We start from the raw sequence: 22,847 nt of genomic DNA, 5'->3' as shown, positions 1-22,847 counted from the left end.
GCCCCGGGAGGCGCGTCCGCGCGATCCCGGGGCGACGCCCGGCACCGTCCGTTCCTCCCGTACGAAGGAGTACCACCCATGCCCGTCCGGGCCATCCGGGGCGCCACGCAGCTCGACGTCGACGAGCGCGAGCACCTCTTCGAGCGCACGCGCGAGCTCGTCCAGGCCGTCCTCGACGCCAACGAGATCGACACCGCGTCGCTCATCTCGATCTTCTTCACCTGCACGCCCGACCTCGTCGCCGACTTCCCGGCCGCGGCCGCGCGCGAGATGGGGCTCGGCGACGTGCCCCTGATGTGCGCGGTCGAGATCGGTGTGCCCGGCGCGCTGCCCCGCGTGGTGCGCCTCATGGCGCACGCCGAGCTCGACACCCCGCGGTCCGACGTCCAGCACGTGTACCTGCACGGGGCGACGTCGCTGCGCAAGGACCTGGCCCAGTGAGCGCGGGAGCGCGCCAGGGCGCGCCCGGGCTGGTCGTCGCGATCGACGGGCCCTCCGGCTCCGGGAAGTCGAGCGTCTCGCGCGCCGTCGCGCGCCGCCTCGGCACGGCGTACCTCGACACGGGTGCCATGTACCGCGCCGCCACGTGGTGGTGCCTCGAGGAGGGCGTCGACCTCACCGACCAGGCCGCCGTCGCCGCGGCCGTCGACGTCATGCCGCTCGTCATGGGGATCGACCCCGCCGCGCCCACCGTGCACGTCGACGGCACCGACGTCGGCGAGGCCATCCGCACGACCGAGATCTCCACGGCCGTGAGCGCGGTCGCGACGAACCTCGCGGTCCGCGCCGAGCTGCGCCGCCTCCAGCGCGTCATTATCGCGGCAGAGTCGTCGGCCGCAGCCGCCGACGCGTCGTTCTCCGGCGGGCGCGGCATCGTCGCCGAGGGGCGCGACATCACGACCGTCGTCGCCCCCGACGCCGACGTCCGCATCCTCCTGACCGCGAGCGAGGAGGCCCGCCTGGCGCGCCGCTCGCTCGAGGTCCACGGCGCGGCCGACGCGGCCGCGGTCGAGGCCACCAAGGACCAGGTCCTGCGCCGCGACCGCGACGACTCGACCGTCTCCCAGTTCCACGTCGCGGCCGACGGTGTCGTCACGGTCGACTCGTCCGACCTGGACTTCGAGCAGACCGTCCAGGCCGTGCTCGACGTCGTCGAGCAGGTCATGGCCACCACGACGACGCACGACGCCACGGGGGGCGAGGGGACCGCTCGGTGAGCACCCTGCACGTCCCCTCTCCCGCCGGGCCCGCCTGGTCCCGGTGGGTGGGGCGCTTCCTCGCGCACGTGGTCTGGGACACGCGGGTGGTCGGGGCGGACCTCGTCCCGGCCACCGGACCCGTGCTCCTGGCCGCCAACCACACGGGACTCGTCGACGGACCCCTGGTGCTGGGCGTCGCGCCCCGGCCCCTGCACGTCCTCGTCAAGGAGGAGATGTTCGTCGGGCCCGTCGGGTGGATCCTGCGCGCGGCCGGGCAGATCCCCGTCGACCGGCGCGGGGGACGCGCCGCGCTCGTCACGGCGCTCGCGGTCCTGCGCCGCGACGGGGGAGTGGGGGTGTTCCCGGAGGGCAACCGCGGCCGCGGCGACGCGACGTCCGCACGCGCCGGCGTCGCCTGGCTCGCGCTCAACGGGCCCGCCGTCGTGGTCCCCGTCGCGGTGCTCGGCACGCGCCGCACGGGCGACGGCCTCAACCGCGTCCCCGGGTTCCGTCGACGCCTCTACGTCGAGTTCGGCGCGCCGCTGCTCGTCGAGAAGCCCGCCGGCGTCCGCGGCAAGGCCGCCCTCGACGCCGCCAACGAGCAGATCCGGACCGCGCTCGCCACGCTCGTGACCGGTGCCGTGGACCGCTCGGGGATCGCCCTGCCCGTCGACGGACCCGAGCGCACCCTCCCCGGGGGACGTCCCGGCGAGTGACGTCGTGCACTCCGGGCGTGTCGCTCGGGGATCTCGTTCGGAGAACTGCCGTGTTGCTGGGAGAATGGTCGCCATGACCACACCCGACCACGCACAGCCCGATGCCCAGGCATCCCTCGACGAGGTGTCGCAGACCCCCGGTGAGACGATCGACCAGGCGAGCGACGTCGTCGGGCAGCCTGAAGACTCCATCGATCCCTTCGTCCCCGTCGAGGGCGACGAGCAGGACGACGAGAGCCGCGAGCGCGCCCTGCGCGCAGGCCTCGCCGACTACGAGCTCGCCGACGAGGACATGGCGCTCCTGTCCGGCGAGTACGACCAGGACGGGGACCTCGAGCCCGAGGCGCCGCTGCCGGTCCTCGCGATCGTCGGCCGCCCCAACGTGGGCAAGTCCACGCTCGTCAACCGCATCCTCGGTCGCCGCGAGGCCGTGACCGAGGACAAGCCCGGCGTCACGCGCGACCGCGTCTCCTACCCGGCCGAGTGGGCCGGACGCCAGTTCACGCTCGTCGACACCGGTGGCTGGGAGGTCGACGTCGCCGGCATCGAGGCGCGCGTCGCCGAGCAGGCCGAGGTCGCGATCGCGCTCTCGGACGCCGTCGTGTTCGTCGTCGACGCGACCGTGGGCCCCACGGCCACCGACGAGCGCGTCGTCAAGCTGCTCCGCAAGTCCGGCAAGCCCGTCGTGCTGTGCGCCAACAAGGTCGACGGCGCGCGCGGCGAGGCCGACGCGACCGAGCTCTGGAGCCTGGGCCTCGGCGAGCCGCACCCCGTCTCCGCCCTGCACGGGCGCGGCACCGGTGACCTGCTCGACGCCGCCATGAAGGCCCTGCCGCTCGTGTCCGAGCACGCCGTCGTCCTGCCGTCCGGCCCGCGCCGGGTCGCGCTCGTCGGCCGCCCCAACGTCGGCAAGTCCTCCCTCCTGAACAAGGTCGCGGGCTCCGACCGCGTCGTCGTCGACTCCGTCGCCGGCACCACGCGTGACCCCGTCGACGAGCTCGTGCTCCTCAAGGGCATCCCGTGGTGGTTCGTCGACACCGCAGGCATCCGCCGCCGCGTGCACCAGACCAAGGGCGCCGACTTCTACGCCTCCCTGCGCACCCAGGCCGCGATCGAGAAGGCCGAGGTCGCCGTCGTGCTCGTCGACGCCTCCGTCCCGCTCACCGAGCAGGACACGCGCGTCATCTCCCAGGTCGTCGACGCCGGGCGTGCCCTCGTCATCGCCTACAACAAGTGGGACCTCATGGACGAGGACCGCCGCCCCTTCCTGGAGCGCGAGATCGAGAAGGACCTCGTGCAGATCCAGTGGGCGCCGCGCGTCAACGTCTCGGCCCGCACCGGCTGGCACACCGACCGCCTCGTGCCCGCTCTCGAGCGCTCGCTCGAGTCCTGGGACAAGCGCATCCCCACCGGGCGCCTCAACGCGTTCCTGGGCGAGCTCGTCGCGGCGCACCCGCACCCGCTGCGCGGCGGCAAGCAGCCCCGCATCCTGTTCGCGACCCAGGCGTCCACGCGCCCGCCGCGCTTCGTGATCTTCGCGACCGGCTTCCTCGAGGCCGGCTACCGCCGCTTCATCGAGCGTCGCCTGCGCGAGACCTTCGGTTTCGAGGGCACGCCCATCGAGATCTCGGTGCGCGTGCGCGAGAAGCGCAAGCGCTGACGGACGCCCGGCGGGCCCTGCAGGGGCTCCTGCGGGGCGTGTGAGGTGCCTAGAGACACGGGAGGGCCGTGCGTGCCGGAGAGGCGCGTGCGGCCCTCCTGGGCGTCTCCGGCCCTGTGCCGAGCAGGTAGCCGTGGTCCGAGACCGTGGGACGGCGCACCACGACCCCCTGCTCGGCTGACCCTGACCGCCTACCCGGCGCCGAGGCGAGGCTGGGACCCGCCTCGACCCGCCCTGAAGGGCGGCCGGATCCGGCCTGTGAGCGCGTGACCTGTGCCACTCACCAGCGACGATGCACGGACACCGCCCAAAGTGGGGTATTGTTTCTCTCGGCCCTGAAGGGCTGGTGAAGCCCCCCGGGGCTCACGGGCTGTGGCGCAGCTTGGTAGCGCACTTGACTGGGGGTCAAGGGGTCGCAGGTTCAAATCCTGTCAGCCCGACCAAAAGCCCAGGTCAGGAGGTGTTTTTCATCCTCCCGACCTGGGCTTCGTCGTTGGAAGCCTCCACAAGTGGCACGTGGCGTCACGTCACGGCAGTGCAAGGGCGTCGGCGACGTCTCCACAAACCTGGACTCTGCGGCTCTCGGCAGCGGTGCGGCATCCAGTGCGAGGCCGACGGTCCCCGCGCTCGCCTGTGGCAACACGCCGTGAGGGGAGCCATTGGGCCGCCGCATAGAGACGGCATGACCCGCAACCACCGTTTGTTCACCGTGAGCGATCTCGCCACCCACCATGGCTCGTCCCGCCATGTCAGCCACCCCTTCCACGCATCCAGCGCCAGTCCGTGTGATCTACGTGGCGGTAGCAGGTTGCGGTACCGGCAGGACGATGGCCAGACGGGGCCTACTTGGTCACGATGGAGCCCACATTCGTTTCGATGTCTGGCGGCGATCGACCGCTGGACCTGACCCGGCGGTCGTCATGATGCGTAATGGTGGAAGACCTCAGCGTTTGCCCGGCACGCACGGTGCCCTGGTCCCGAAGAAGACCGCGACCGGGCGCTGGAGGGTCGATGCCCGTGGAAGCGATAGCGACGGGAGAGAGCATCGCATCCAGGTCACCGAAGACTCGCCCGCCGCCGCGATCACTGCGTGGGCGAGGAAGTTCTACTCCAACAGCGGACGCGCGGACAGCGTCACAGACCTGACTGCGAACACATTGTTCGAGACGGTGGCCCGCCTGTGGGTCACCTTGCGCATGGAGGAGGCTCACGCCCCTGGTGGACGGGTGCGGGTTCAGACAGTGGAGCAGGACCTACGGCTGCTGCGTGTCGACGTGGTACCCGTCATCGGGCAACTCAGGTTGCGTGACCTGACCACTCCGCTGCTGGAACAGTGGTTGGCGTCCATCCGTGGTGCCGACGGTGCGGAACATTCCCTGAATGACAAGCGCCGCAAGTGCAGGTCCCTCGTCAAGCGGATCCTGGACTACGCGATCCGCATGGGTGCGATCGAGGGTGTGAACGTTGCCGAGCGAACCACTGAGGTGTTCTCACCAGCCCGTGTGGCGTGTCGGGCTTGAACATGGGTGCCGTGCCTGTCACTGTGCTCCCGACGATGAAGTCACCATGTCAGGGGGCATCGCACGCGTGGCTCGACGATTGCTGGTAGCGCTCCAATTCTCGCTCGTGCTTTCGGGCTGCTCCTTGGCGGGGTCGGGAGAACCAAGCCCCTCGCCCACCTCCATCGTGGTCGAGACCATCGCTGACTCGAGCACGATCGAGCCACCGCTGCAAGGAGCCACGTATGCGCTGCTGGACGAGACGGTCAGCCCTGCGCGCCTGACGCTGACCGGGTGGGGCAGCGCTGGCTGCATTCCCGTGCCGGACTCCGTGACGTGGGACGACCCGTCGACCATAGAGGTGACGACATTCGCTGCCAAGAGCTCGCTGTGCTCAGCGATCTACGCACCGATCAGCCAGGTCATCGAGCTTCCGACCGGGCACAGCATCGGTGATGTCACGACCGTCAACATCGACGGCGAATCCATGTGGTTCACACTCAAAGGAGAGCAATGACGTGTTCTCACCAGGGCTGACGGTGTGATGGCGCGCTGACCAGCAGGTTCGGTGTCCGGGAAGCTTTGTGGGCGGACCCCGGGCGTCAGGATGTAAGTCGCCAAACACACAACCGCGACATCCTGGGGTCCCGTTTGATCACCTATCGTGCCAGCCTCGACGTGCCCGCTCACACCCTGAGGGTCGTCACCCGGTGGATCGGCGCCCACCGCCGCGCCCACGACGTGCGCCCCAAGCAACGGGTCGCGACCGCCCGCACGCAGGCGATCTTGGTGCTGCGCTGGTTCAAGGACGCCACACGGATACGACAGCTCGCGATCGACGCAGGGATCTCGCTCGCGACCGGCTACCGGTACCTGCACGAGGCCATCGACGTGATCGCAGCCCACGCCCCGAGCCTGCACGAGGTCCTCGCCATCGCGAAACAAGAGGACTGGCCGTTCGTGTGCCTGGACGGCACCCTGGTCCCGATCGCCCAGCTGCACGGGCCCCGCAACCCGACCGGCGCCGACTCGTGGTACTCGGGCAAGCACCACCGCCACGGCGGGAACGTCCAGGTCGTGTGCGACCCGACCGGGTACCCCGTGTGGGTCTCGCCCGTGTGCCCGGGCTCGACCCACGACATCACCGCAGCCCGCACCCACGTCCTGCCCGCTCTCTACCCGGCCGCCGCGGCCGGCATCGTGACCCTGACCGACAAGGGCTATCAAGGCGCAGGGATCGGGATCTGGCACCCCCACCGCCTGAGGGCCGACGCGCACGTCGACGACGTCACCCGCAACAAGCTCCTCACCAGCCTGCGCGCCGTCGCCGAACGCGGCAACGCCCTGATCAAGAACACCTGGCGAGCCCTACGCCTGATCACCCTCGACCCCGCCCGCATCACCGAGATCACCGCCGCAGCCCTCGTCCTACTCCACCTTCAACGAGGAAGCAGGTGACACCACCGCTGGTGAGAACACCACACTGTCCCACCCAAGAGAAGGAGCCAGCCCCGGGCGTTGTCCACGGACGAGATCCACGCTCTGCGGGACGCCGCGCGCCGATGGCGTGCTGACTCGGCGAGGCGTCTCGGGCCCGCCCCGTCCCTCAATCTGGCCGTGCTGGTCGATCTGCTCCTTGGATCCGGGATGCGAATCGGGGAGGCACTCGCATTGCGGTGGGGGAACGTGCACCTTGCGACAGGGGCGACGCGGAACAGGCGCGCAACCTCGGCCGGTGTGAGCAACTCGGGTGTCTGGCTGGGCTGGTGAACCCTTGTGTTTCCGGTTCTCCACCGGCAACGCCAACACGGCTGGCCGCGCGCCACGAGAGACCTCGTCGACGACGCAGGAGTCCTCGCCGCGATCGGAGCGGTCTTTTGACCTCCACCTTGAAGCCTTTCCTCGCGTTCCAGAAGTGGCCAGTCCAGGAAGAGTCTGCAACCGTGAATAACACAGCCCACGGCAAAGGAGATGCTGATGGTTACGCAGGGTGACATCTCGATCGTTCTGGCAAAGGTGCGGATGCACCGCGAGAGGCCAGATTCGTGGCCGATCAGATCGGCGCACTCGGGTACGAGGTCACGACCGGTGCCACGCAGAGAGGCGTCGGCGGCCTGCTCCGGAACGGTGCCGGACACCACGACCAGCACGAACATCACGACGCGGCTCCGGTCAACCACATGCTCGGCCACGACCCGCACGCCCCGTGCCTGCTCGCGGCGGCCGAGGTGCTGGCGAGCGACAAGGTGAGTTGGTCCGGGACGCTCATCCTCGTCTTTCAGCTGCGTAGGACCGTGGGGCACGCGACGCGAACGACTCCTCGCGGCGCGCTCAGGTTCTACCCCCTCGTTCGGAAGTGGCGCGCCCTCGCTCGTCGCAGCAGCCCGGAGCTGTTGCTGTCGTGTGAGGCGTCCGCACCGCTCCCTACAGCCTGAGTTCCTGGCAGGCCTCGGTCCGCGTTCTTGGCGGGCCTCGACGCATCCGCAACCCCGGATCGGTGGTTGCCCGTCGCCCGGCGAGTTCTCACACGAGCTGGCCTATGAGCCCGATGGCGGCGTTTCAACGGCATGCGGCGGTCACCACGGTGCCGCCGACTACCGTCCGACGAAAGGTAATGAACATGTCTGGATCAGCCCGAGGTGCAGAGTCCGAGGAGCGCGACGTCGTCGCGCTCAACCCACTGTTCGCCCGCCCCGGCGAGGCGACCGAGCTCCCCCGCAACGTCCTGCCGTCCGGAGAGTCGCTTCCCGAGACGGCCTACCAGATCGTCCATGACGAGGCGATGCTCGATGGCAACGCCCGCCTGAACCTCGCGACGTTTGTCGGCACGTGGATGGACCCGTACGCCCAGCGGCTGTACGTGGAGACGGCCGACAAGAACATGATCGACAAGGACGAGTACCCGGCCACGGCCGCGATCGAGACCCGGTGCTGGAAGATCCTCGGCGACCTGTGGAACGCGCCGGACCCGGCGAGGACGATCGGGACCTCGACCATCGGGTCGTCGGAGGCCGCCATGCTGGGCGGGCTCGCGCTCAAGCGGCGCTGGCAGCACGCGCGCCGGGCCGCGGGGAAGTCGACCGAGAAGCCCAACCTCGTGCTGTCGAGCGCGGTCCAGGTCTGCTGGGAGAAGTTCTGCAACTACTGGGACGTCGAGGCCCGCTACGTCCCCATCTCGCTCGAGCACAAGGTGCTCGACGGGTTCGAGCTCGAGAAGTACGTGGACGAGAACACGATCGGGGTCGTCGCGATCCTCGGGGTCACGTACACCGGGATGTACGAGCCCGTCACCGAGATCGCGGCGGCGCTCGACCGGATCCAGGAGTCGACGGGTCTGGACGTCCCCATCCACGTGGACGGGGCCTCGGGCGCGATGATCGCGCCGTTCCTCCAGCCGGACCTCGAGTGGGACTTCCGCGTCCCGCGCGTCGCGTCGATCAACACCTCGGGGCACAAGTACGGGCTCGTCTACCCGGGGCTCGGCTGGGTCGTCTGGCGCGACCTGGAGTCGCTCCCCGAGGACCTGATCTTCCGCGTCAGCTACCTCGGCGGCGACATGCCGACGTTCGCCCTCAACTTCTCGCGCCCGGGTGCGCAGGTGCTGCTCCAGTACTACCTGTTCCTGCGCCTCGGGTTCGAGGGCTACCGCAAGGTGCAGCAGGCCTCGCAGGACGTCGCACTCTACCTCTCGGGCGAGATCGCGAAGATGCCGCAGTTCGACCTGTGGAACGACGGGAGCGACATCCCCGTCTTCGCCTGGAGCGTCGCCGAGGGGCACGGCAAGAACTGGAACCTCTACCACCTCTCGGACCGGCTGCGGCTCAAGGGGTGGCTGGTCCCGGCCTATCCCATGCCCGCGGACCTCGAGACGCTCACGGTCCAGCGCATCGTCGTGCGCAACGGCCTGAGCATGGACCTCGCGTACGCCCTGATCGACGACCTGCGCACCGAGGTGGACTACCTCGAAGCACTGTCGGGGCCGATGCCCGTCGAGGGACAGCACCCAGGGTTCCACCACTGAGGGGGCGTCATGACCACGAACCAGCCGGGTGACCGTACCCGGTCGGAGGAGGCCGTCCGCGGTCCCTTCGTCCGGGCTGACGGAACCCACGCACCGGGTCCTGAGCACGTCGCTCCGCACCCGTACGGCAAGGACCCGCAGCACACCGGGCCCGCCATCGGCGCGCCGGCCGCGACCGCGACGGCCTTCCTGTCGGTGTTCCAGCTCGCGATGCTCACGGTCGTCACCGTGGCGTCGCTGCGCTCGCTCCCCGCCATGGGGGCCTACGGCCTCGGGTCGATCACCCTTTTCGTCATCCCCGCGATCGTGTTCCTCGTGCCGACGGCCCTCGTGGCCGCGGAGTTGGCCACAGGGTGGAAGGGGGGCGTGTACACCTGGGTCCGGGAGGCCTTCGGCAACCGGCTGGGCTTCACGGCCATCTGGCTCCAGTGGATCCAGAACGTGGTCTGGTACCCGACGCAGATCGCCTTCATCGCAGCGAGCCTGTCGTTCGTGATCGGGAACCAGGGGCTGGCGAGCAACGGCCTGTACACCGCGGTCGTGATCCTCGTCCTGTACTGGGGGTCGACGCTCATCACGCTCAAGGGCGGCAACCTGTTCGCCAAGGTGGGGTCGTGGAGCGGCATCCTGGGGACTCTGTTCCCTGCCGTCCTGCTGATCGTGCTCGGTGCGATCTGGCTTGCGACCGGGGAGAAGTCGGAGACCTCGCTGGAGGCGTCCGCCGTCATCCCGCCGTGGACCGGGATCGCGTCGATCGTCCTCGTGGTCTCCAACGTTCTCGCGTACGCGGGGATGGAGGTCAACGCCGTCCACGCGAACGACCTGAAGAATCCCGGGAAGGGGTTTCCCAAGTCGATCGCGATCGCGACGTTCCTCATTCTGCTCGTCTTCATCCTCCCCACGATCGCCATGGCGGTCGCGGTGCCCAAGAAGGAGCTGGGGCTGACCAACGGCATCAATCTCGCGTTTGAGGTCTTCTTCGACAAGTGGAACATGCCGTGGGCGGTCACCGCGATCTCGGCGCTCATCGCGCTGGGAGCGTTCGCGTCCGTCGTCACCTGGATCGCCGGTCCGTCGCGTGGCTTGCTGGCCGCGGCCCGGACGGGCCTGCTGCCCCCCTCGCTCCAGAAGCGCAACAAGGCAGGTGTGCAGGTGGGCATTCTCGGGGTCCAGGGGATCGTGGTGTCGGTCCTGGCCCTGCTGTTCATCGTCATCCCGAACATCAACACGGCGTTCATCGCGCTCATCGACATGGCGGCTGCGCTCTACCTGATCATGTACATGCTGATGTTCGCCGCGGCGATCAGGCTGCGACGTTCCAAGCCGGACGTGGTGCGCACCTACCGGACACCCGCGATGAAGTTCGTCGCGGGTCTGGGGTTCGTCGCCTGCGCCACGGCCTTCGTGCTGGCCTTCGTGCCGCCCGAGGGTTTCACGGGGGTCCCGCCCGCCGCCTACCCCTTCGTGGTGGCCGCCGTAGTAGTGGTCCTCGGTGGTCCGCCGCTGCTCTTCTACGCCATGCGCAAACCGTCCTGGGACCAACGGACCGCGGCCGAACACGAAACAGCAGCCGAGGGTGTCCTCGTGAACCCGCCACCTGCGCAAGGGGCAGCGAGCCCGCCACCTTCGCAGTCGACAGAACTGCACTAGCCGCTCCTCGAAGGTGCCGAGCTGACCGACATGCGCGGGCTTGAACAGGCCGATCTTGGGCTCGATGACTATGTAGCGCAGCGACTCTACGTCCAGGTGTCGTTGTTGGTCGTGGGAAACGCTGTGTACGCGTCGTGGGCCAGGTCATGCAGCAGCTGGGACCAGTTCAGCAGGAGCCCCAGCTCGATTGTCGTTTCGTAGAGCAACGTCTACGCCTCGTCGATGGAGCACCCACACAGGTACGCATCTCGCGCCAGCTCATCAGAGATTGACATCCCACACGGTCGCGGTGGGTGCCGGTCACGCCCTGGTCGACATAGACCCGGCGGGTCGGCACCCACCGCCTCGAGCGCTTTGGTGCTGGGCAGTGAGTTCTTGCTCTGCGGTCGAGCAGCGCGCGTACCCGATGAGCGTCGCAGTCATGGCCCGGATGTCGCAGATAGGCAGCCTTCACCGGGCACAATTGCGGGCGGGTCTACCGGGCACCTTCAATCGGTGGAACCGGTTCCCGCCGCGCCGTCGGCGATGAGCCCGGTGGCCCCGACGACTCCCAGGACAACGGGGATGCGGCGCTCGCGGGCGACGATCGCCGCGTGGGACAGCACGCCGCCGACGTCCGTGACCACGCCTGCGGCGATGCGCAGCAGGGGAGTCCAGGCGGGGTCCGTGAACGGGCAGACCAGGATGTCGCCCGGCCGGACGCGCGAGAAGTCGCCCGGCCCGCGCACGATCCGGGCCGGTCCGGTGGCGACGCCGGAGCTTCCTGCGGTGCCGCGCAGGGCTCCGGGCGGTGCGCCCGTGCCCGGTGGACCGGACGGGGGCGAGGCCGTGACCGGGCGAGCCTGGAGGATCCAGGGTCGTCCCTCGACGCTCGCCCACTCGACGTCCTGCGGCCCGCCGAGCAGGTCCGCGACCCGCTGCCCGAGGCGCGCGAGCCCGACGGCGGTCGCGTCGTCGAGCGTCGAGGCTCCCCGCTCGTGCGGGGGGACGTCGCGCGCGACGAGCCGCCCGCCCGCCCGGTCGAGACGCGTCGCCTTGTCGCCGACCGCACGGACGACCGCCCCGTCCGGCGCCACGCGGTACCTGTCCGGGCTGACCGACCCGCCCACCACGCTGGGGCCGAGCCCCCAGGACGCCTCGATCTCCGTCGCCGCACCTGCGGTGGCGGGCGTGAACAGCACGCCAGCGACGTCGGCGTCCACGAGGCGCTGCACGAGCACGGCCATGGCGGGCTCGTGGGTGGGGACTGGCAGCCCGGTCGCGGCAGCTCCTCCCGGGCCGTCCGCCGGGGTCCCCCTGTCCGGGGCGTCGTGGCTCGCCGGAGCGGTGCGGCCGTTGCGGTACGCGGTCGCCCGGGGCGAGTGCAGCGAGGCCCAGCAGGTGCGCACGGCGTGCGCGACGTCGTCGGGACCGTGCACGGCGAGGACCGACTCGTGCTGGCCCGCCGCCGAGGCCTCGGCCGTGTCCTCGCCCGCGGCCGAGGACCGCACCGCGACCGCCGGCGAGCCGAGGGAGCGCAGGGCGCGGTCGAGCGCGTCGCGCAGGGCGTCGTCGGGAGGTGTCTCCCGGTAGGCGTCGAACGGTACGACGAACCCGTCCGGAACAGGCAGACCGCCGCGCAGGAGCACGCCGAGCGCGGTGGCCTTGCCCCCGCACGTCTCGCGCGCGGCCTTCGCCAGGGGAACGAGCACCTCGACCGCCTTCAATAGAACGTTGACAACGATTCGTTGATTGTGCAGGATCGTCGCATGCCCCGCAAGGACGAGGCCGCGCAGGCGGCCCACCACGACGAGTCGCCCCGGGCCGCCCATGCCGCTGCGAGCGCCGACCACGACCAGGCGCGCCGCGAGCAGGAAGCGCGCCGGCGCCTGCTCGCGCAGGGCGCGGAAGCGCTCGACCCCCGTCCGTGGCAGCCCGCGAGCGTGCCGCCGTCCGCCGGGGACCTCGCGCGGTTCGCGCTCTGGAGGTCCGCCGACCTGCCCCCCGACGACCTGCTCGGCGCGCTCGCGCTGCTGCCCGCCGCGCGCGCAGAGGTCGACGGGCTCGAGGCCGGCCTGCTGTTCACGGCCCGCGGCGCAGGCCTGACCTGGGCGCAGATCGCGGACGCCATGGGGTTCAACTCGCCGCAGGCCTGCCAGCAGCATTTCCAGCGCCTCACCTCCAGGACGGACGGGCGCCCGTGAACCCCTCGTCCACCGATGTGCTCGTCCTGCACGCCGTGCGCGTCACCGGGTTCGCCGACGTCCCTACGCTCGCCACCCGCTTCTGTCTGGACCCTGCCGGCACGGACGAGCTCCTGGGCGACTTCGAGGCCTACGGGTGGGTGCAGCGTTCCGCGTTCGCGGACCTCGGGGGGTGGTCGCTGACGCAGGCGGGACGCGTCGAGAACGAGCGTCGGCTCGCCGCCGAGCTCGCCTCCACGGGGCGCGGGGCGGAAGTCCGGGCGGTGCACCGCGAGTTCCTCCCGCTCAACGCCCGGCTCCGGCAGGCCTGCACCGACTGGCAGCTGCGCCCCGCCGCCGGGAGCAAGCTCACCCCCAACGACCACGCCGACCCCGCGTGGGACACCGCGGTCCTCGAGTCGCTCGCGACGGTCGACGACGCCCTGGGGCCGCTCGTGCACCGGCTGAGCAGCGTCCTCGCACGCTTCGAGGGGTACGACGTCCGCTTCGCTCACGCCCTCGACCGCGCTCGCGCGGGGGACGGGACGTGGATCGACGGCTCAGACGTCGACTCGTGCCACCGCGTGTGGTTCGAGCTGCACGAGGACCTCGTCGCGACGCTCGGGATCGACCGCGGCCACCCGGTCTGAACCCGGGTCCGGCCACCGTCCGGCGCCCCGCAGCCGGCCCCGCGTCCGCCCCCTCTGCCAGGGGCCGTTCACCGGGCGCCGACCGGCCGGGAGCGCTACCGTCCCGGTATGTCGGTCGTGTCAGGTCTGGGGCAAGTGCGCCGAACGGTCGCGTACGTCCTCGCAGGAGCCGTGGCGCTCCTGTCCACCGGCTGCAGCCCGGGCCCGGGAGCCGACGACGCCGTCGGGGCGGCGCGGGCCTTCTTCGCCGCGGTGAGCGCGCACGACGCCGAGGGTGCGTGCGCGCTGCTCGCCCCGGCCACGCGCGAGTCGTTCGAGCAGGACGCGGTGTCGCCGTGCGAGCAGGCGCTGCTCGACGGCGAGGTGGGCCTCGTGCTGGCCCCCGTGACCCAGCGCGTCGAGGAGGCCGACGGTCGCGGCGACTCGTCCGTCACGGTCGCGGGCCGCCAGGCCCAGGTCCTCCTGGGTGGCGAGGTCACCTTCCTCGCGGCGTCCGGCGGCACGTGGCTCGTCACCGCGACGGCCTGCGTCGCGCGACCCGAGCGGCCGTACGACTGCCTCCTGGAGGGGGACTGAGGTGCGCGGCGTCTTCCTCGGGCTCCTGGGCGGCGTCCTCGTCTCCCTCGCGTGCTTCCTCGCGGTGGGGCTGCTGCAGCGGTGAGCGCGCGGACGCCCGCAGCGCTGCGGGACAACGGGCTCACGCTCCTGTTCGTCGCGATCTTCGTGCTCGCGCTCGCCGGTCAGGCGGTGTTCGGTGTCGCGCTGTACAACCAGGAGCAGGTCTCGGCGGGCCTCGACCCGATCACGCTCGCCCAGTACGTCACGACGTCGGCGTTCGCGGTCGACGTGACCGAGAACTGGCAGTCGGAGTTCCTGCAGTTCCTCCTCTACGTCCTGGCGACCGTGTGGTTCGTCCAGCGGGGGTCCCCGGAGTCCAAGCCGCTCGGCCGGGCGGGTCGCGAGTCCGACGAGGACCAGCACGTCGCGGAGTTCTCGACACCGCAGTCCCCGTCGTGGGCCCGCGTCCGGGGATGGCGGCTCGCGCTGTACTCGCGGTCGCTCAGCCTCGTCATGGGGTCGATCTTCGCGCTGAGCTGGCTCGCGCAGTCCGTCGCGGGCTCGGTCACCTACAACGAGGCGGCGATGCGGGACCTCCAGGACCCGGTCACGTGGACGGAGTACCTGACCCTGCCCGACTTCTGGGGCAGGACGCTGCAGAACTGGCAGTCCGAGTTCCTCGCGGTCGCCTGCATGGTGGCGTTCTCGATCTACCTGCGCGAGCGCGGGTCGCCCGAGTCCAAGCCCGTGGGTGCCGCGCACACGGCCACGGGCGTCGAGGGGGGAGCGTGACCCGCCTCACGACCCCTCGCGCTGCGAGCGCCGACCACCGGGGCCACGATGGGAGGAGCGCAAGGCGCTGAAGGACCGAGCACCGAGGAGGAATACATGGCTGTCCGCAAGGAGCTGCCCGAGTACACCGTCCCGTCGCTGACCCTGAAGGAGGGGGGCAAGGTCGCCGAGATCCTGCAGAAGCGTCTGCACGCGCTCAACGACCTGGCACTCACCCTCAAGCACATCCACTGGAACGTCGTGGGACCGCACTTCATCGCGGTCCACGAGATGATCGACCCGCAGGTCGACGCGGTCCGTGGCATGGTCGACGCCACGGCCGAGCGCATCGCCACCCTGGGCGTCCCGCCTCGCGGTACCCCGGGCGCGATCGTCGCCGAGCGCACGTGGGAGGACTACAGCCTGGGGCGCGCCTCGACCATCGCCCACCTGGGTGCCCTCGACGAGGTCTACCAGGGCGTCATCGCCGACCATCGCAAGGCGGCCGCGGACACCGAGGAGCTCGACACCGTGACCAACGACCTCCTGGTCGGTCACCTGCACGACCTCGAGCTGTTCCACTGGTTCGTCCGCGCCCACCTCGAGTCCTCGGGCGGTGAGCTCTCGACCACGGGCGCCACGACCGAGACCGGTGCGGCCCGCAAGGCGGAGTCGGCGGCCAAGAAGGAAGCCTGACCGACCCACGAGGCCCCTCTGCCTGCACGGCAGAGGGGCCTCGTGCTGCCCCGTGCCCGACGGCGGCGCGCACCTCCGGTGACCGGGTCCCGGCCGCGCGGGCCGCCCGGGAGGCGCTGTCGGGGGGGGGATCAGGTGAGCGACAGGGCACCGGGCTCGAGGACCACGAGCTGCTGCGTCGCGCGGGTCATGGCGACGTAGCGGTCCACGGCCCCCTCGACGCCCTCGCCGAACGCCGCGGGGCGCACCAGGACCACGAGGTCGAACTCGAGCCCCTTGACGAGCTCCGGTGCCAGCGACCGCACGCGGTCCGTCGCCTCGAACGTCGGGTCGCCCACGACGCACGCGACGCCCGGGTGCCCGGCGAGCCACCGGTCGAGGACCGCGCCCAGGTCCTCGGGCGCGCCACGCAGCACGGGCGCGTGAGCGCTGCGGACCGACGTCGGGACGTTGGCGTCCGGCAGCACCTCCCGGATCACGGGCTCGGCGGCGGCCATGACCTCCTGCGGCGTGCGGTAGTTGATCGTCAACGACGCCACGTCGACGCGTGCGAGGCCCACGCGCCCGAGCCTCTCTCGCCACGACTCGGCGAACCCGTGCCGCGCCTGCGCGCGGTCGCCGACGACCGTGAGGCTGCGCGAGGGGCAGCGCAGCAGCAGCATCTGCCACTCGGCGTCGGTGAGCTCCTGCGCCTCGTCCACGACCACGTGCGCGAACGGCCCCGCGAGGGGGTCCTTCACGGCCTCCGTCGGCCCGGGATCGTCGACCAGGGCGTCCTGCAGGTCCTGTCCCCGCAGCATCGACATGACCTGCAGCTCGGAGTCGTCGGCCGCGACCAGGTGGTCGACGACCCGGTCCATCTCCGCACGCTCGGCCGCTGCAGCCGCCTGCCGCCGGCGGCGCCGCCGGGAGGCCTCGGGGTCGCCGAGGCGTTGCCGGGCGGCGTCCAGGAGAGGCAGGTCGGAGACCGTCCACGCCTGCGGCTCGGCGCGCTGCAACGCCCGCACCTCGTCGGGCGCGAGCCAGGGAGCGCACATCCGCAGGTAGGCGGGCACATCCCACAGGTCCCCGACGAGGTCGGTCGGCTCGATCAGCGGCCACGCCGCGTTGAGCGCCTGGGCCAGGTCGTGGTGCGTCTCGAGCGACCGGCGCACGAGCCCCCGGGGAACCTGGTCGTCCCGGTCCTCGTCGGGGACGCCGTCGCCGCCGAGCTTGTCCAGCAGGATCGTCACCATGGCCTCCCAGATCACGTCGCGGGCCTCGTTGTGCGGCGTGCCGGGGTCGGGGGAGGCGAAGGCGTCGGCCCAGTCCTCGGGGCCGAGCCACAGGTCGACCCACGGGGTCTCGACCGTCGTGCCCGTCCTGGGCGGCCTCTCGTACAGCCGCACGGCCGGCTCGATCGCCCCCACCATGCGGGCCGAGGACTTCAGGGCGGCGACGACGGGGTCCGCCTCGACCGTTGCCTGCGCCCCTTCGGGGACGAGGTCGCGCAGCGTGCACGTCCGCACGCCCTCCTCGCCCAGGCTCGGCAGGACGTCCGCGACGTAGTCCAGGTACGGCTGGTGCGGCCCGACGACGAGCACCCCGCCGTGGTGGCTCCCCAGGTGCGGGTCCGAGTAGAGCAGGTAGGCCGCGCGGTGCAGCGCCACCACGGTCTTGCCCGTCCCCGGGCCGCCGTCGACCACGAGCGTCCCGTCGGAGCCCGCACGGATGATCGCGTCCTGGTCCGCCTGGATGGTGCCCAGCACGTCGCGCATCCTCGCGGACCGTTCGCTGCCCAGGCTCGCGATGAAGGCCGACTGGTCGTCCAGGGAGGCGGGGGAGACCAGGGAGAGGGCGCCCGAGGCACCGTCGGCGCCTGCACCGCTCCCCGGTGCCGGGGCGCCGGTCGTGAAGACCTCGTCCCAGTAGTCGCTGACGCGGCCCCGGGTCCAGCGGTAGCGGCGCCGGCTCGAGAGCCCCAGGGGCTGGGCGGTCGTCGCGCCGAAGAACGGGGCGGCGGTCGGGGAGCGCCAGTCCACCAGCAGGCGGCGCCCCGCGTGGTCCGTGAGTCCCAGGCGACCCACGTAGACGGGGTCGGAGCCGTCGGTGCCGACCATGCGGCCCAGGCACAGGTCGACGCCGTAGCGGCGCAGCGTGTGCAGGCGGGAGGACAGGCGGTGGATCTCCTGGTCCCGTTCCAGGGCGAGCGTCCCGCTGCCGCCGGGCGACCTGCGGGCCGCGTCGAGGCGGGCGGACACGTCCCTGGTCGCGTCGTCGATGCACTGCGCGACGGCCGCGAGGTGCTCCTCGTCCCGCGCGACCAGCGCAGGGCTCGCCTTGGCGGACAGGTGCGGCGGGAGGGCGAACACGCTCGTGCTGGAGGTGGGCGGGGAGGTGGTCATGGCGGTGGCTCGTTCCGTCGTGCGGGGCTGGCCGACCATCGTGCGCCACGACGGGGGCCTTGCCGCAAGACCCCCTGTGCGCTGTAGATTGACAGTGGCGAGAGGTTCGACGAACCGCTCGCCACTGCTGTGCCGGGAGCCGGCGTGCCGGAAGCAGCCGCCGTGCCTGCGCCGTGCCCGGCCCCTCAGGCTCCGACGTACTCCGCGAGGTGCTGGCCCGTGAGCGTCGAGCGGGCCGCGACGAGGTCGGCGGGCGTGCCCTCGAAGACGATGCGACCTCCGTCGTGCCCTGCGCCGGGGCCCAGGTCGATGATCCAGTCGGCGTGCGCCATGACGGCCTGGTGGTGCTCGATCACGATGACCGACCGCCCGGCCTCGACGAGCCGGTCGAGGAGCCCGAGGAGCTGGGCGACATCGGCCAGGTGCAGACCGGTGGTCGGCTCGTCGAGGACGTAGACGTCGCCCTTGGCGCCCATCTGCGTCGCGAGCTTGATGCGCTGGCGCTCGCCGCCGGACAGCGTCGTGAGGGGCTGGCCCAGGCTCAGGTACCCGAGCCCGACGTCGACCAGCCGGCTCAGGATCGAGTGGGCCGCGGGGATGCGCCCGTCACCCTCGGCGAAGAACTTCTCCGCGTCCGTCACCGACATCGCGAGCACCTCGGCGATGTTGCGCCCGCCGAGCGTGTACTCGAGCACGGCGGCCTGGAACCGCTTGCCGCCGCACTCCTCGCACGTGGTCTCGACCGTGGCCATGACACCCAGGTCCGTGTAGATCACGCCCGCGCCGTTGCACACCGGGCACGCGCCCTCGGAGTTCGCGCTGAAGAGCGCGGGCTTGACCCCGTTGGCCTTGGCGAACGCCTTGCGGATCGGGTCGAGCAGCCCCGTGTACGTCGCGGGGTTGCTGCGCCGGGACCCACGGATCGCGCCCTGGTCGATCACGACGACACCCTCGCGGTCCGCGACCGAGCCGTGGATCAGCGAGCTCTTCCCCGACCCGGCGACGCCCGTGACGACGCACAGCACGCCGAGCGGGACGTCGACGTCGACGTCCTGCAGGTTGTGCTCGGTCGCGCCGCGGATCTCGAGCCTGCCGCTCGGGGGCCGCACGGCGTCCTTGAGGGTGGCCCGGTCGTCGAGGTGGCGGCCGGTCACGGTGTCGGACGCGCGCAGGCCGTCGAGCGTGCCCTGGAACACGACCTGGCCGCCTGCGGTACCGGCCCCGGGGCCGAGGTCGACCACGTGGTCCGCGATCGCGATGGCCTCGGGCTTGTGCTCGACCACGAGCACCGTGTTGCCCTTGTCGCGCAGCTGGAGCAGGAGGGCGTTCATGCGCTGGATGTCGTGGGGGTGCAGGCCGATCGTCGGTTCGTCGAACACGTAGGTGACGTCGGTGAGCGAGGAGCCGAGGTGGCGGATCATCTTGGTGCGCTGGGCCTCGCCGCCGGACAGCGTCCCCGACGGGCGGTCGAGCGAGAGGTACCCCAGCCCGATCTCGGCGAACGAGTCGAGCAGGTGCTGGAGGCCAGTGAGCAGGGGAGCCATGGAGGGCTCGTCGAGCCCGCGGACCCACTCCGCGAGGTCCGTGATCTGCATCCTGCAGGCGTCGGCGATGCTCGTGCCCGCGATCGTGGACGAGCGGGCCTCGGGGCTCAGGCGGGTCCCGTCGCACTCGGGGCACGTCTGGAACGTCACGGCCCTCTCGACGAACGCCCGGATGTGGGGCTGCATCGCGTCGACGTCCTTGGACAGGAAGGACTTCTGGATCTTGGGCACGAGCCCCTCGAACGTGACGTTGATGCCGTCGACCTTGATCTTGGTCGGTTCCTTGTACAGGAGGTCGTGCAGCTCGCGCTTCGTGAAGTCCTTGATCGGCTTGGTGGGGTCGAAGAACCCGGAGCCGCGGTAGATGCGCCCGTACCAGCCGTCCATGGTGTACCCGGGGATGGTGAGCGCTCCCTCCTCGAGCGACCTGGTGTCGTCGTAGAGGGCGGTCAGGTCGAAGTCGGTCACGTTGCCCATGCCCTCGCACCGCGGGCACATGCCGCCGAGCTGGTGGAACGTCGCCTTCTCGGCCTGGGTCCTGCCGCCCCGCTCGATCGTGATCGCGCCGCTCCCGGAGACCGAGGGCACGTTGAACGAGTACGCCTGGGGTGAGCCGATCTGCGGCTGCCCGAGCCGGCTGAACAGGATCCGCAGCATCGCGTTGGCGTCCGTGACCGTCCCGACCGTCGAGCGCGGGTTGGCTCCCATGCGCTCCTGGTCGACGATGATGGCCGTCGTCAGGCCCTCCAGGTGGTCGACCTCGGGGCGGGCCAGCGAGGGCATGAAGCCCTGCACGAACGCGCTGTACGTCTCGTTGATCATGCGCTGGGACTCCGCGGCGATGGTGCCGAACACGAGCGAGCTCTTGCCCGAGCCCGAGACGCCCGTGAAGACCGTGAGCCGGCGCTTGGGGATCTCGACGCTGACGTCCTTGAGGTTGTTCTCGCGTGCCCCCTGCACGCGGATCATGTCGTGGCTGTCGGCGAGGGGCAGTGCGGACGACGGCTCGCCCGTCCTCGTGGCCGTGCTCATGGGCTCTCCATCTGTCGGGTCGGGGCGGCGCGTGGCCCCTGGCTCTGCCGGGCGGTCGTGGTGCGTCCAGCCTAGGTCGCGTCACCGACACGCGGCAGGGGCAGGAACGGGGATCGGTCCGTCCGCCTTCGCGTCTCAGCCCGACGGCGTCACGTCCGCGACGTCGTCGGCGACCGGTCCGGGCGGGGGCACGGGGGCGGCGACGGCGGTCCGCCGGGTGGGCCACCAGAAGGCCCGGCCCTCGAGCGCCGCCAGCGCGGGCACGAGCAGGGGCGCCATGAGGAACGCGGCGGCCACGATCCCGACCGCTACCCCGAAGCCGAGCTGGGCCAGGTTCGCGATGCCCGTGAGCATGAGCGAGGCGAACGTGCAGGCGAGGATGATCCCGGCCGCGGCTGCGGTCGGTGCGTCCTGGGTGATCGCGACGCGGGCGGCCTCCCGCGGGGTCGCGCCGGCGCGGTACTCCTCGTGCATGCGCGCGGCGATCAGGATGTTGTAGTCGGTGCCGATCGCGACGACGAACAGGTACAGCACGATCGGGATCGAGAAGTCGATGCCCGCGTAGCCCAGCGCGTGCAGGTACAGCAGGACGACCGCTCCCAGCGTCGCGGTGAAGGTCAGGGCGACGCACACGAGCAGGCTGACGGCGCCGAGCACCGCGGTCAGGAGCAGCCCGAGGATGACGACGATGATGACGGCGGCGACGGGGAACACGCGTCCGGTGTCGGCGCGGAGCTGGTCGCGCACGTCGACGAACGCGGAGGTCTGGCCACCGACGTACACCTCGGCCCCGGGGACCGACCCGTGCGCGGCGTCGCGCAACGGCCCCTCGACCGTGGCCATCGCGGCGTCGGAGTAGGGGTCGTCCGCGAGCACCACGGTCAGCAGTGCCGTCGTCCCGTCGGTCGTCGTGGTGGGCGGGGCGACCGACGTGACGCCGGGGACCGCCGCGAGGTCGGTCGCGAGCGCGGTGAGCGAGGCCGGGTCGAGCGGCGCCGTCCCCACGACGTAGACCTGCGTGGGGCTCAGCGCGCCCGCGGGGAACGACGCGTCGAGCGTGGAGTAGGCCTGGCGCGACGCGGTGTCGGCCGGGAGCTCGTCGAGCGTGTCGTAGGTCGCCTGGTACCCCGAGGCGAACAGCGTGAGGACCACGAGCCCGGCACCGACGGCGAGCGCCGGCACGGCCGGGCGACGGGCCGTGAACGAGCCCACGGCCGCGAACGGGCTGCGTCGGGGGTCGTGGCCGGGCCCGAGGGGCCAGAACAGGGCGCGGCCGAGCAGCACGAACACCGCGGGGATCAGGGTCAGCGCCGTCACGAGCATGACGGCCACGGCCACGATCAGTCCGGGTGCCAGGGTGCTCAGCGACTCGAGCTGCGCGAAGAGCAGCGCGGCGAACGCGCCGATCACGGTCAGGGCCGAGGACGCGACGACCCGCCCCACGGTGCTCACCGAGGCGTGGAGCGCCGCGCGGTGGTCCTCGCCCCGGCGCAGGTGCTCGCGGTAGCGGAACAGCACGAACACGATGTAGTCCGTGCCGATCCCGAACAGCACCACGACGAGGATCGGCTGCAGGGTGTCGCTCACCTGGAAGTCGAGCAGGTCGGCGAGCCACGCCGTGAGGCCCGTGACGACGGAGAGCACGACGCCGATCACGAGGATGGGGACGACCGCGATCACCGGGCTGCGGAACACCAGGCCGAGCAGCACCACGATGAGCAGGACGGTCGCGATGGTGATGGTCCGCTCGGCGCTCGCGTAGGCCGTGGTGGTGTCGACCTGGATCGCGGCGTTGCCCGTGAGCGCACCGGTCAGGTCGGTGCCCGCGAGGGCGGCGTCGGTCGCGGTCCGCAGTGCGGCCACGGCGTCGTCGACGGCCTCGTCGCCGGGCTGGCCGTCGAACGCGACGGACAGGGCGGCGGTCAGGCCGTCCTGGGAGAAGGACTGCGGCGTCTCCTGCACCGAGACGACCCCGGGCACCGCGTCCCCCTGCAGGGTGGTCACGAGTCCCGCGACCGTCGTCTGGTCGTCCGGGGTGAGGGCCGCGCCGTCGGTCCGGACGACCACGAGGCTGCCCGTCGCCCCCGACTGCGCGGGGAAGCTCTCGTCCCCCGTGTCCTGGGCCTTGACCGACTCGAAGGACGCCGGCAGGAACGACTGCTGGTCGCCCGTCGTGTAGTCGTCGAGGCTCGGCGAGAAGACGACGACGGCGGCCGCGAGGAGCACCCAGACGCTGATCACGCGCCACGGGTGCGCGATCACCGTGCGAGCGATGCTGGCGAACATCGGTGCGCCTTCCTCGGCG

Annotated in this window: 19 protein-coding genes and 1 tRNA gene; 16 read left to right on the top strand and 4 right to left on the bottom strand. The window is 71.4% G+C overall.

What is annotated here, in order from left to right:
* The first annotated feature begins 78 nt into the window (after positions 1-78).
* The 11 genes from aroH (at position 79) to H9623_RS08885 (ending at position 10,745) form a co-directional block, all read left to right on the top strand.
* Entirely contained in the window at positions 79-441 is a 363-nt protein-coding gene (gene aroH, locus H9623_RS08935; RefSeq protein ID WP_193719706.1) for a chorismate mutase, read from the top strand.
* A complete protein-coding gene (gene cmk / locus H9623_RS08930) occupies positions 438-1,217 on the top strand; it encodes a (d)CMP kinase (protein ID WP_321575358.1) in 780 nt (259 codons plus the stop codon). The genes aroH and cmk overlap by 4 nt, the downstream gene beginning before the upstream one ends.
* Complete coding sequence (locus H9623_RS08925; RefSeq protein WP_193719705.1) at positions 1,214-1,915, top strand: lysophospholipid acyltransferase family protein; 702 nt, start codon at positions 1,214-1,216, stop codon at positions 1,913-1,915. The genes cmk and H9623_RS08925 overlap by 4 nt, the downstream gene beginning before the upstream one ends.
* Before the next feature lie 73 nt (positions 1,916-1,988).
* Entirely contained in the window at positions 1,989-3,575 is a 1,587-nt protein-coding gene (gene der / locus H9623_RS08920; RefSeq protein ID WP_193719704.1) for a ribosome biogenesis GTPase Der, read from the top strand.
* Between the two features lie 366 nt (positions 3,576-3,941).
* A tRNA-Pro gene (locus H9623_RS08915) sits at positions 3,942-4,018 on the top strand.
* A gap of 507 nt (positions 4,019-4,525) precedes the next feature.
* Positions 4,526-5,095, top strand: coding sequence for a phage integrase central domain-containing protein (locus H9623_RS08910; RefSeq protein ID WP_193719703.1), 570 nt, complete (start codon positions 4,526-4,528; stop codon positions 5,093-5,095).
* Positions 5,096-5,261: 166 nt separating this feature from the next.
* Positions 5,262-5,591 (top strand): hypothetical protein, encoded by a 330-nt coding sequence (locus H9623_RS08905; RefSeq protein ID WP_193719702.1) that lies wholly within the window; start codon positions 5,262-5,264, stop codon positions 5,589-5,591.
* A gap of 134 nt (positions 5,592-5,725) precedes the next feature.
* Entirely contained in the window at positions 5,726-6,532 is an 807-nt protein-coding gene (locus H9623_RS08900) for a transposase family protein (RefSeq protein ID WP_193719701.1), read from the top strand.
* A gap of 587 nt (positions 6,533-7,119) precedes the next feature.
* Positions 7,120-7,509: a hypothetical protein gene (locus tag H9623_RS08895; protein ID WP_191790356.1), complete on the top strand. Its 390-nt coding sequence runs from the start codon at positions 7,120-7,122 to the stop codon at positions 7,507-7,509.
* A gap of 185 nt (positions 7,510-7,694) precedes the next feature.
* Complete coding sequence (locus H9623_RS08890) at positions 7,695-9,095, top strand: glutamate decarboxylase (protein WP_193719700.1); 1,401 nt, start codon at positions 7,695-7,697, stop codon at positions 9,093-9,095.
* 9 nt (positions 9,096-9,104) lie between these two features.
* Positions 9,105-10,745 carry an APC family permease gene (locus H9623_RS08885; protein WP_193719699.1) on the top strand — a complete coding sequence of 547 codons (1,641 nt, stop codon included), beginning with the start codon at positions 9,105-9,107 and terminating at the stop codon, positions 10,743-10,745.
* 488 nt (positions 10,746-11,233) lie between these two features.
* On the opposite strand, the gene H9623_RS08880 is transcribed toward H9623_RS08885, so the two are convergent.
* A complete protein-coding gene (locus H9623_RS08880) occupies positions 11,234-12,436 on the bottom strand; it encodes a PEP/pyruvate-binding domain-containing protein (protein ID WP_193719698.1) in 1,203 nt (400 codons plus the stop codon).
* Positions 12,437-12,493: 57 nt separating this feature from the next.
* Between H9623_RS08880 and H9623_RS08875 the strand changes: the two genes are divergently transcribed.
* The 5 genes from H9623_RS08875 to H9623_RS08855 all read left to right on the top strand — a co-directional run bounded on the left by H9623_RS08875 (position 12,494) and on the right by H9623_RS08855 (position 15,582).
* Positions 12,494-12,928, top strand: a complete 435-nt coding sequence (locus H9623_RS08875) for a DNA-binding protein (RefSeq protein ID WP_227748409.1) — start codon at positions 12,494-12,496, stop codon at positions 12,926-12,928.
* Positions 12,925-13,557, top strand: a complete 633-nt coding sequence (locus H9623_RS08870; RefSeq protein ID WP_193719697.1) for a transcriptional regulator — start codon at positions 12,925-12,927, stop codon at positions 13,555-13,557. The genes H9623_RS08875 and H9623_RS08870 overlap by 4 nt, the downstream gene beginning before the upstream one ends.
* 108 nt (positions 13,558-13,665) lie before the next feature.
* Complete coding sequence (locus tag H9623_RS08865) at positions 13,666-14,133, top strand: hypothetical protein (RefSeq protein WP_193719696.1); 468 nt, start codon at positions 13,666-13,668, stop codon at positions 14,131-14,133.
* A gap of 81 nt (positions 14,134-14,214) precedes the next feature.
* Positions 14,215-14,907: a DUF6766 family protein gene (locus tag H9623_RS08860; RefSeq protein ID WP_193719695.1), complete on the top strand. Its 693-nt coding sequence runs from the start codon at positions 14,215-14,217 to the stop codon at positions 14,905-14,907.
* Positions 14,908-15,003: 96 nt separating this feature from the next.
* On the top strand, positions 15,004-15,582 hold the full coding sequence (locus H9623_RS08855; protein ID WP_193719694.1) for a Dps family protein: 579 nt from the start codon (positions 15,004-15,006) through the stop codon (positions 15,580-15,582).
* Between the two features lie 131 nt (positions 15,583-15,713).
* Here H9623_RS08855 and helR read toward each other — a convergent pair whose 3' ends face one another.
* The 3 genes from helR to H9623_RS08840 all read right to left on the bottom strand — a co-directional run bounded on the left by helR (position 15,714) and on the right by H9623_RS08840 (position 22,828).
* Entirely contained in the window at positions 15,714-17,966 is a 2,253-nt protein-coding gene (gene helR / locus H9623_RS08850) for an RNA polymerase recycling motor ATPase HelR (protein WP_193719693.1), read from the bottom strand.
* 185 nt (positions 17,967-18,151) lie between these two features.
* On the bottom strand, positions 18,152-20,542 hold the full coding sequence (locus H9623_RS08845; RefSeq protein WP_193719692.1) for an ATP-binding cassette domain-containing protein: 2,391 nt from the start codon (positions 20,540-20,542) through the stop codon (positions 18,152-18,154).
* Positions 20,543-20,677: 135 nt separating this feature from the next.
* Positions 20,678-22,828, bottom strand: a complete 2,151-nt coding sequence (locus H9623_RS08840; protein WP_193719691.1) for an MMPL family transporter — start codon at positions 22,826-22,828, stop codon at positions 20,678-20,680.
* Positions 22,829-22,847: the final 19 nt, after the last annotated feature.

The sequence above is a fragment of the Oerskovia douganii genome (genome assembly GCF_015142735.1).
GTDB lineage: Bacteria > Actinomycetota > Actinomycetes > Actinomycetales > Cellulomonadaceae > Oerskovia > Oerskovia douganii.
Note: the sequence above shows the minus strand (reverse complement) of the source record. Positions and strands in the feature narration are given on the sequence as shown.

Excerpts from the sequence above, each read along its gene's own strand:
- H9623_RS08865 (WP_193719696.1), top strand. The coding sequence starts at position 13,666 with ATGTCGGTCGTGTCAGGTCTGGGGCAAGTGCGCCGAACGGTCGCGTAC.
- H9623_RS08885 (WP_193719699.1), top strand. The coding sequence starts at position 9,105 with ATGACCACGAACCAGCCGGGTGACCGTACCCGGTCGGAGGAGGCCGTC.
- H9623_RS08890 (WP_193719700.1), top strand. The coding sequence starts at position 7,695 with ATGTCTGGATCAGCCCGAGGTGCAGAGTCCGAGGAGCGCGACGTCGTC.
- H9623_RS08855 (WP_193719694.1), top strand. The coding sequence starts at position 15,004 with ATGGCTGTCCGCAAGGAGCTGCCCGAGTACACCGTCCCGTCGCTGACC.
- H9623_RS08840 (WP_193719691.1), bottom strand. The coding sequence starts at position 22,828 with ATGTTCGCCAGCATCGCTCGCACGGTGATCGCGCACCCGTGGCGCGTG.
- H9623_RS08875 (WP_227748409.1), top strand. The coding sequence starts at position 12,494 with ATGCCCCGCAAGGACGAGGCCGCGCAGGCGGCCCACCACGACGAGTCG.
- der (WP_193719704.1), top strand. The coding sequence starts at position 1,989 with ATGACCACACCCGACCACGCACAGCCCGATGCCCAGGCATCCCTCGAC.
- H9623_RS08845 (WP_193719692.1), bottom strand. The coding sequence starts at position 20,542 with ATGAGCACGGCCACGAGGACGGGCGAGCCGTCGTCCGCACTGCCCCTC.
- helR (WP_193719693.1), bottom strand. The coding sequence starts at position 17,966 with ATGACCACCTCCCCGCCCACCTCCAGCACGAGCGTGTTCGCCCTCCCG.
- aroH (WP_193719706.1), top strand. The coding sequence starts at position 79 with ATGCCCGTCCGGGCCATCCGGGGCGCCACGCAGCTCGACGTCGACGAG.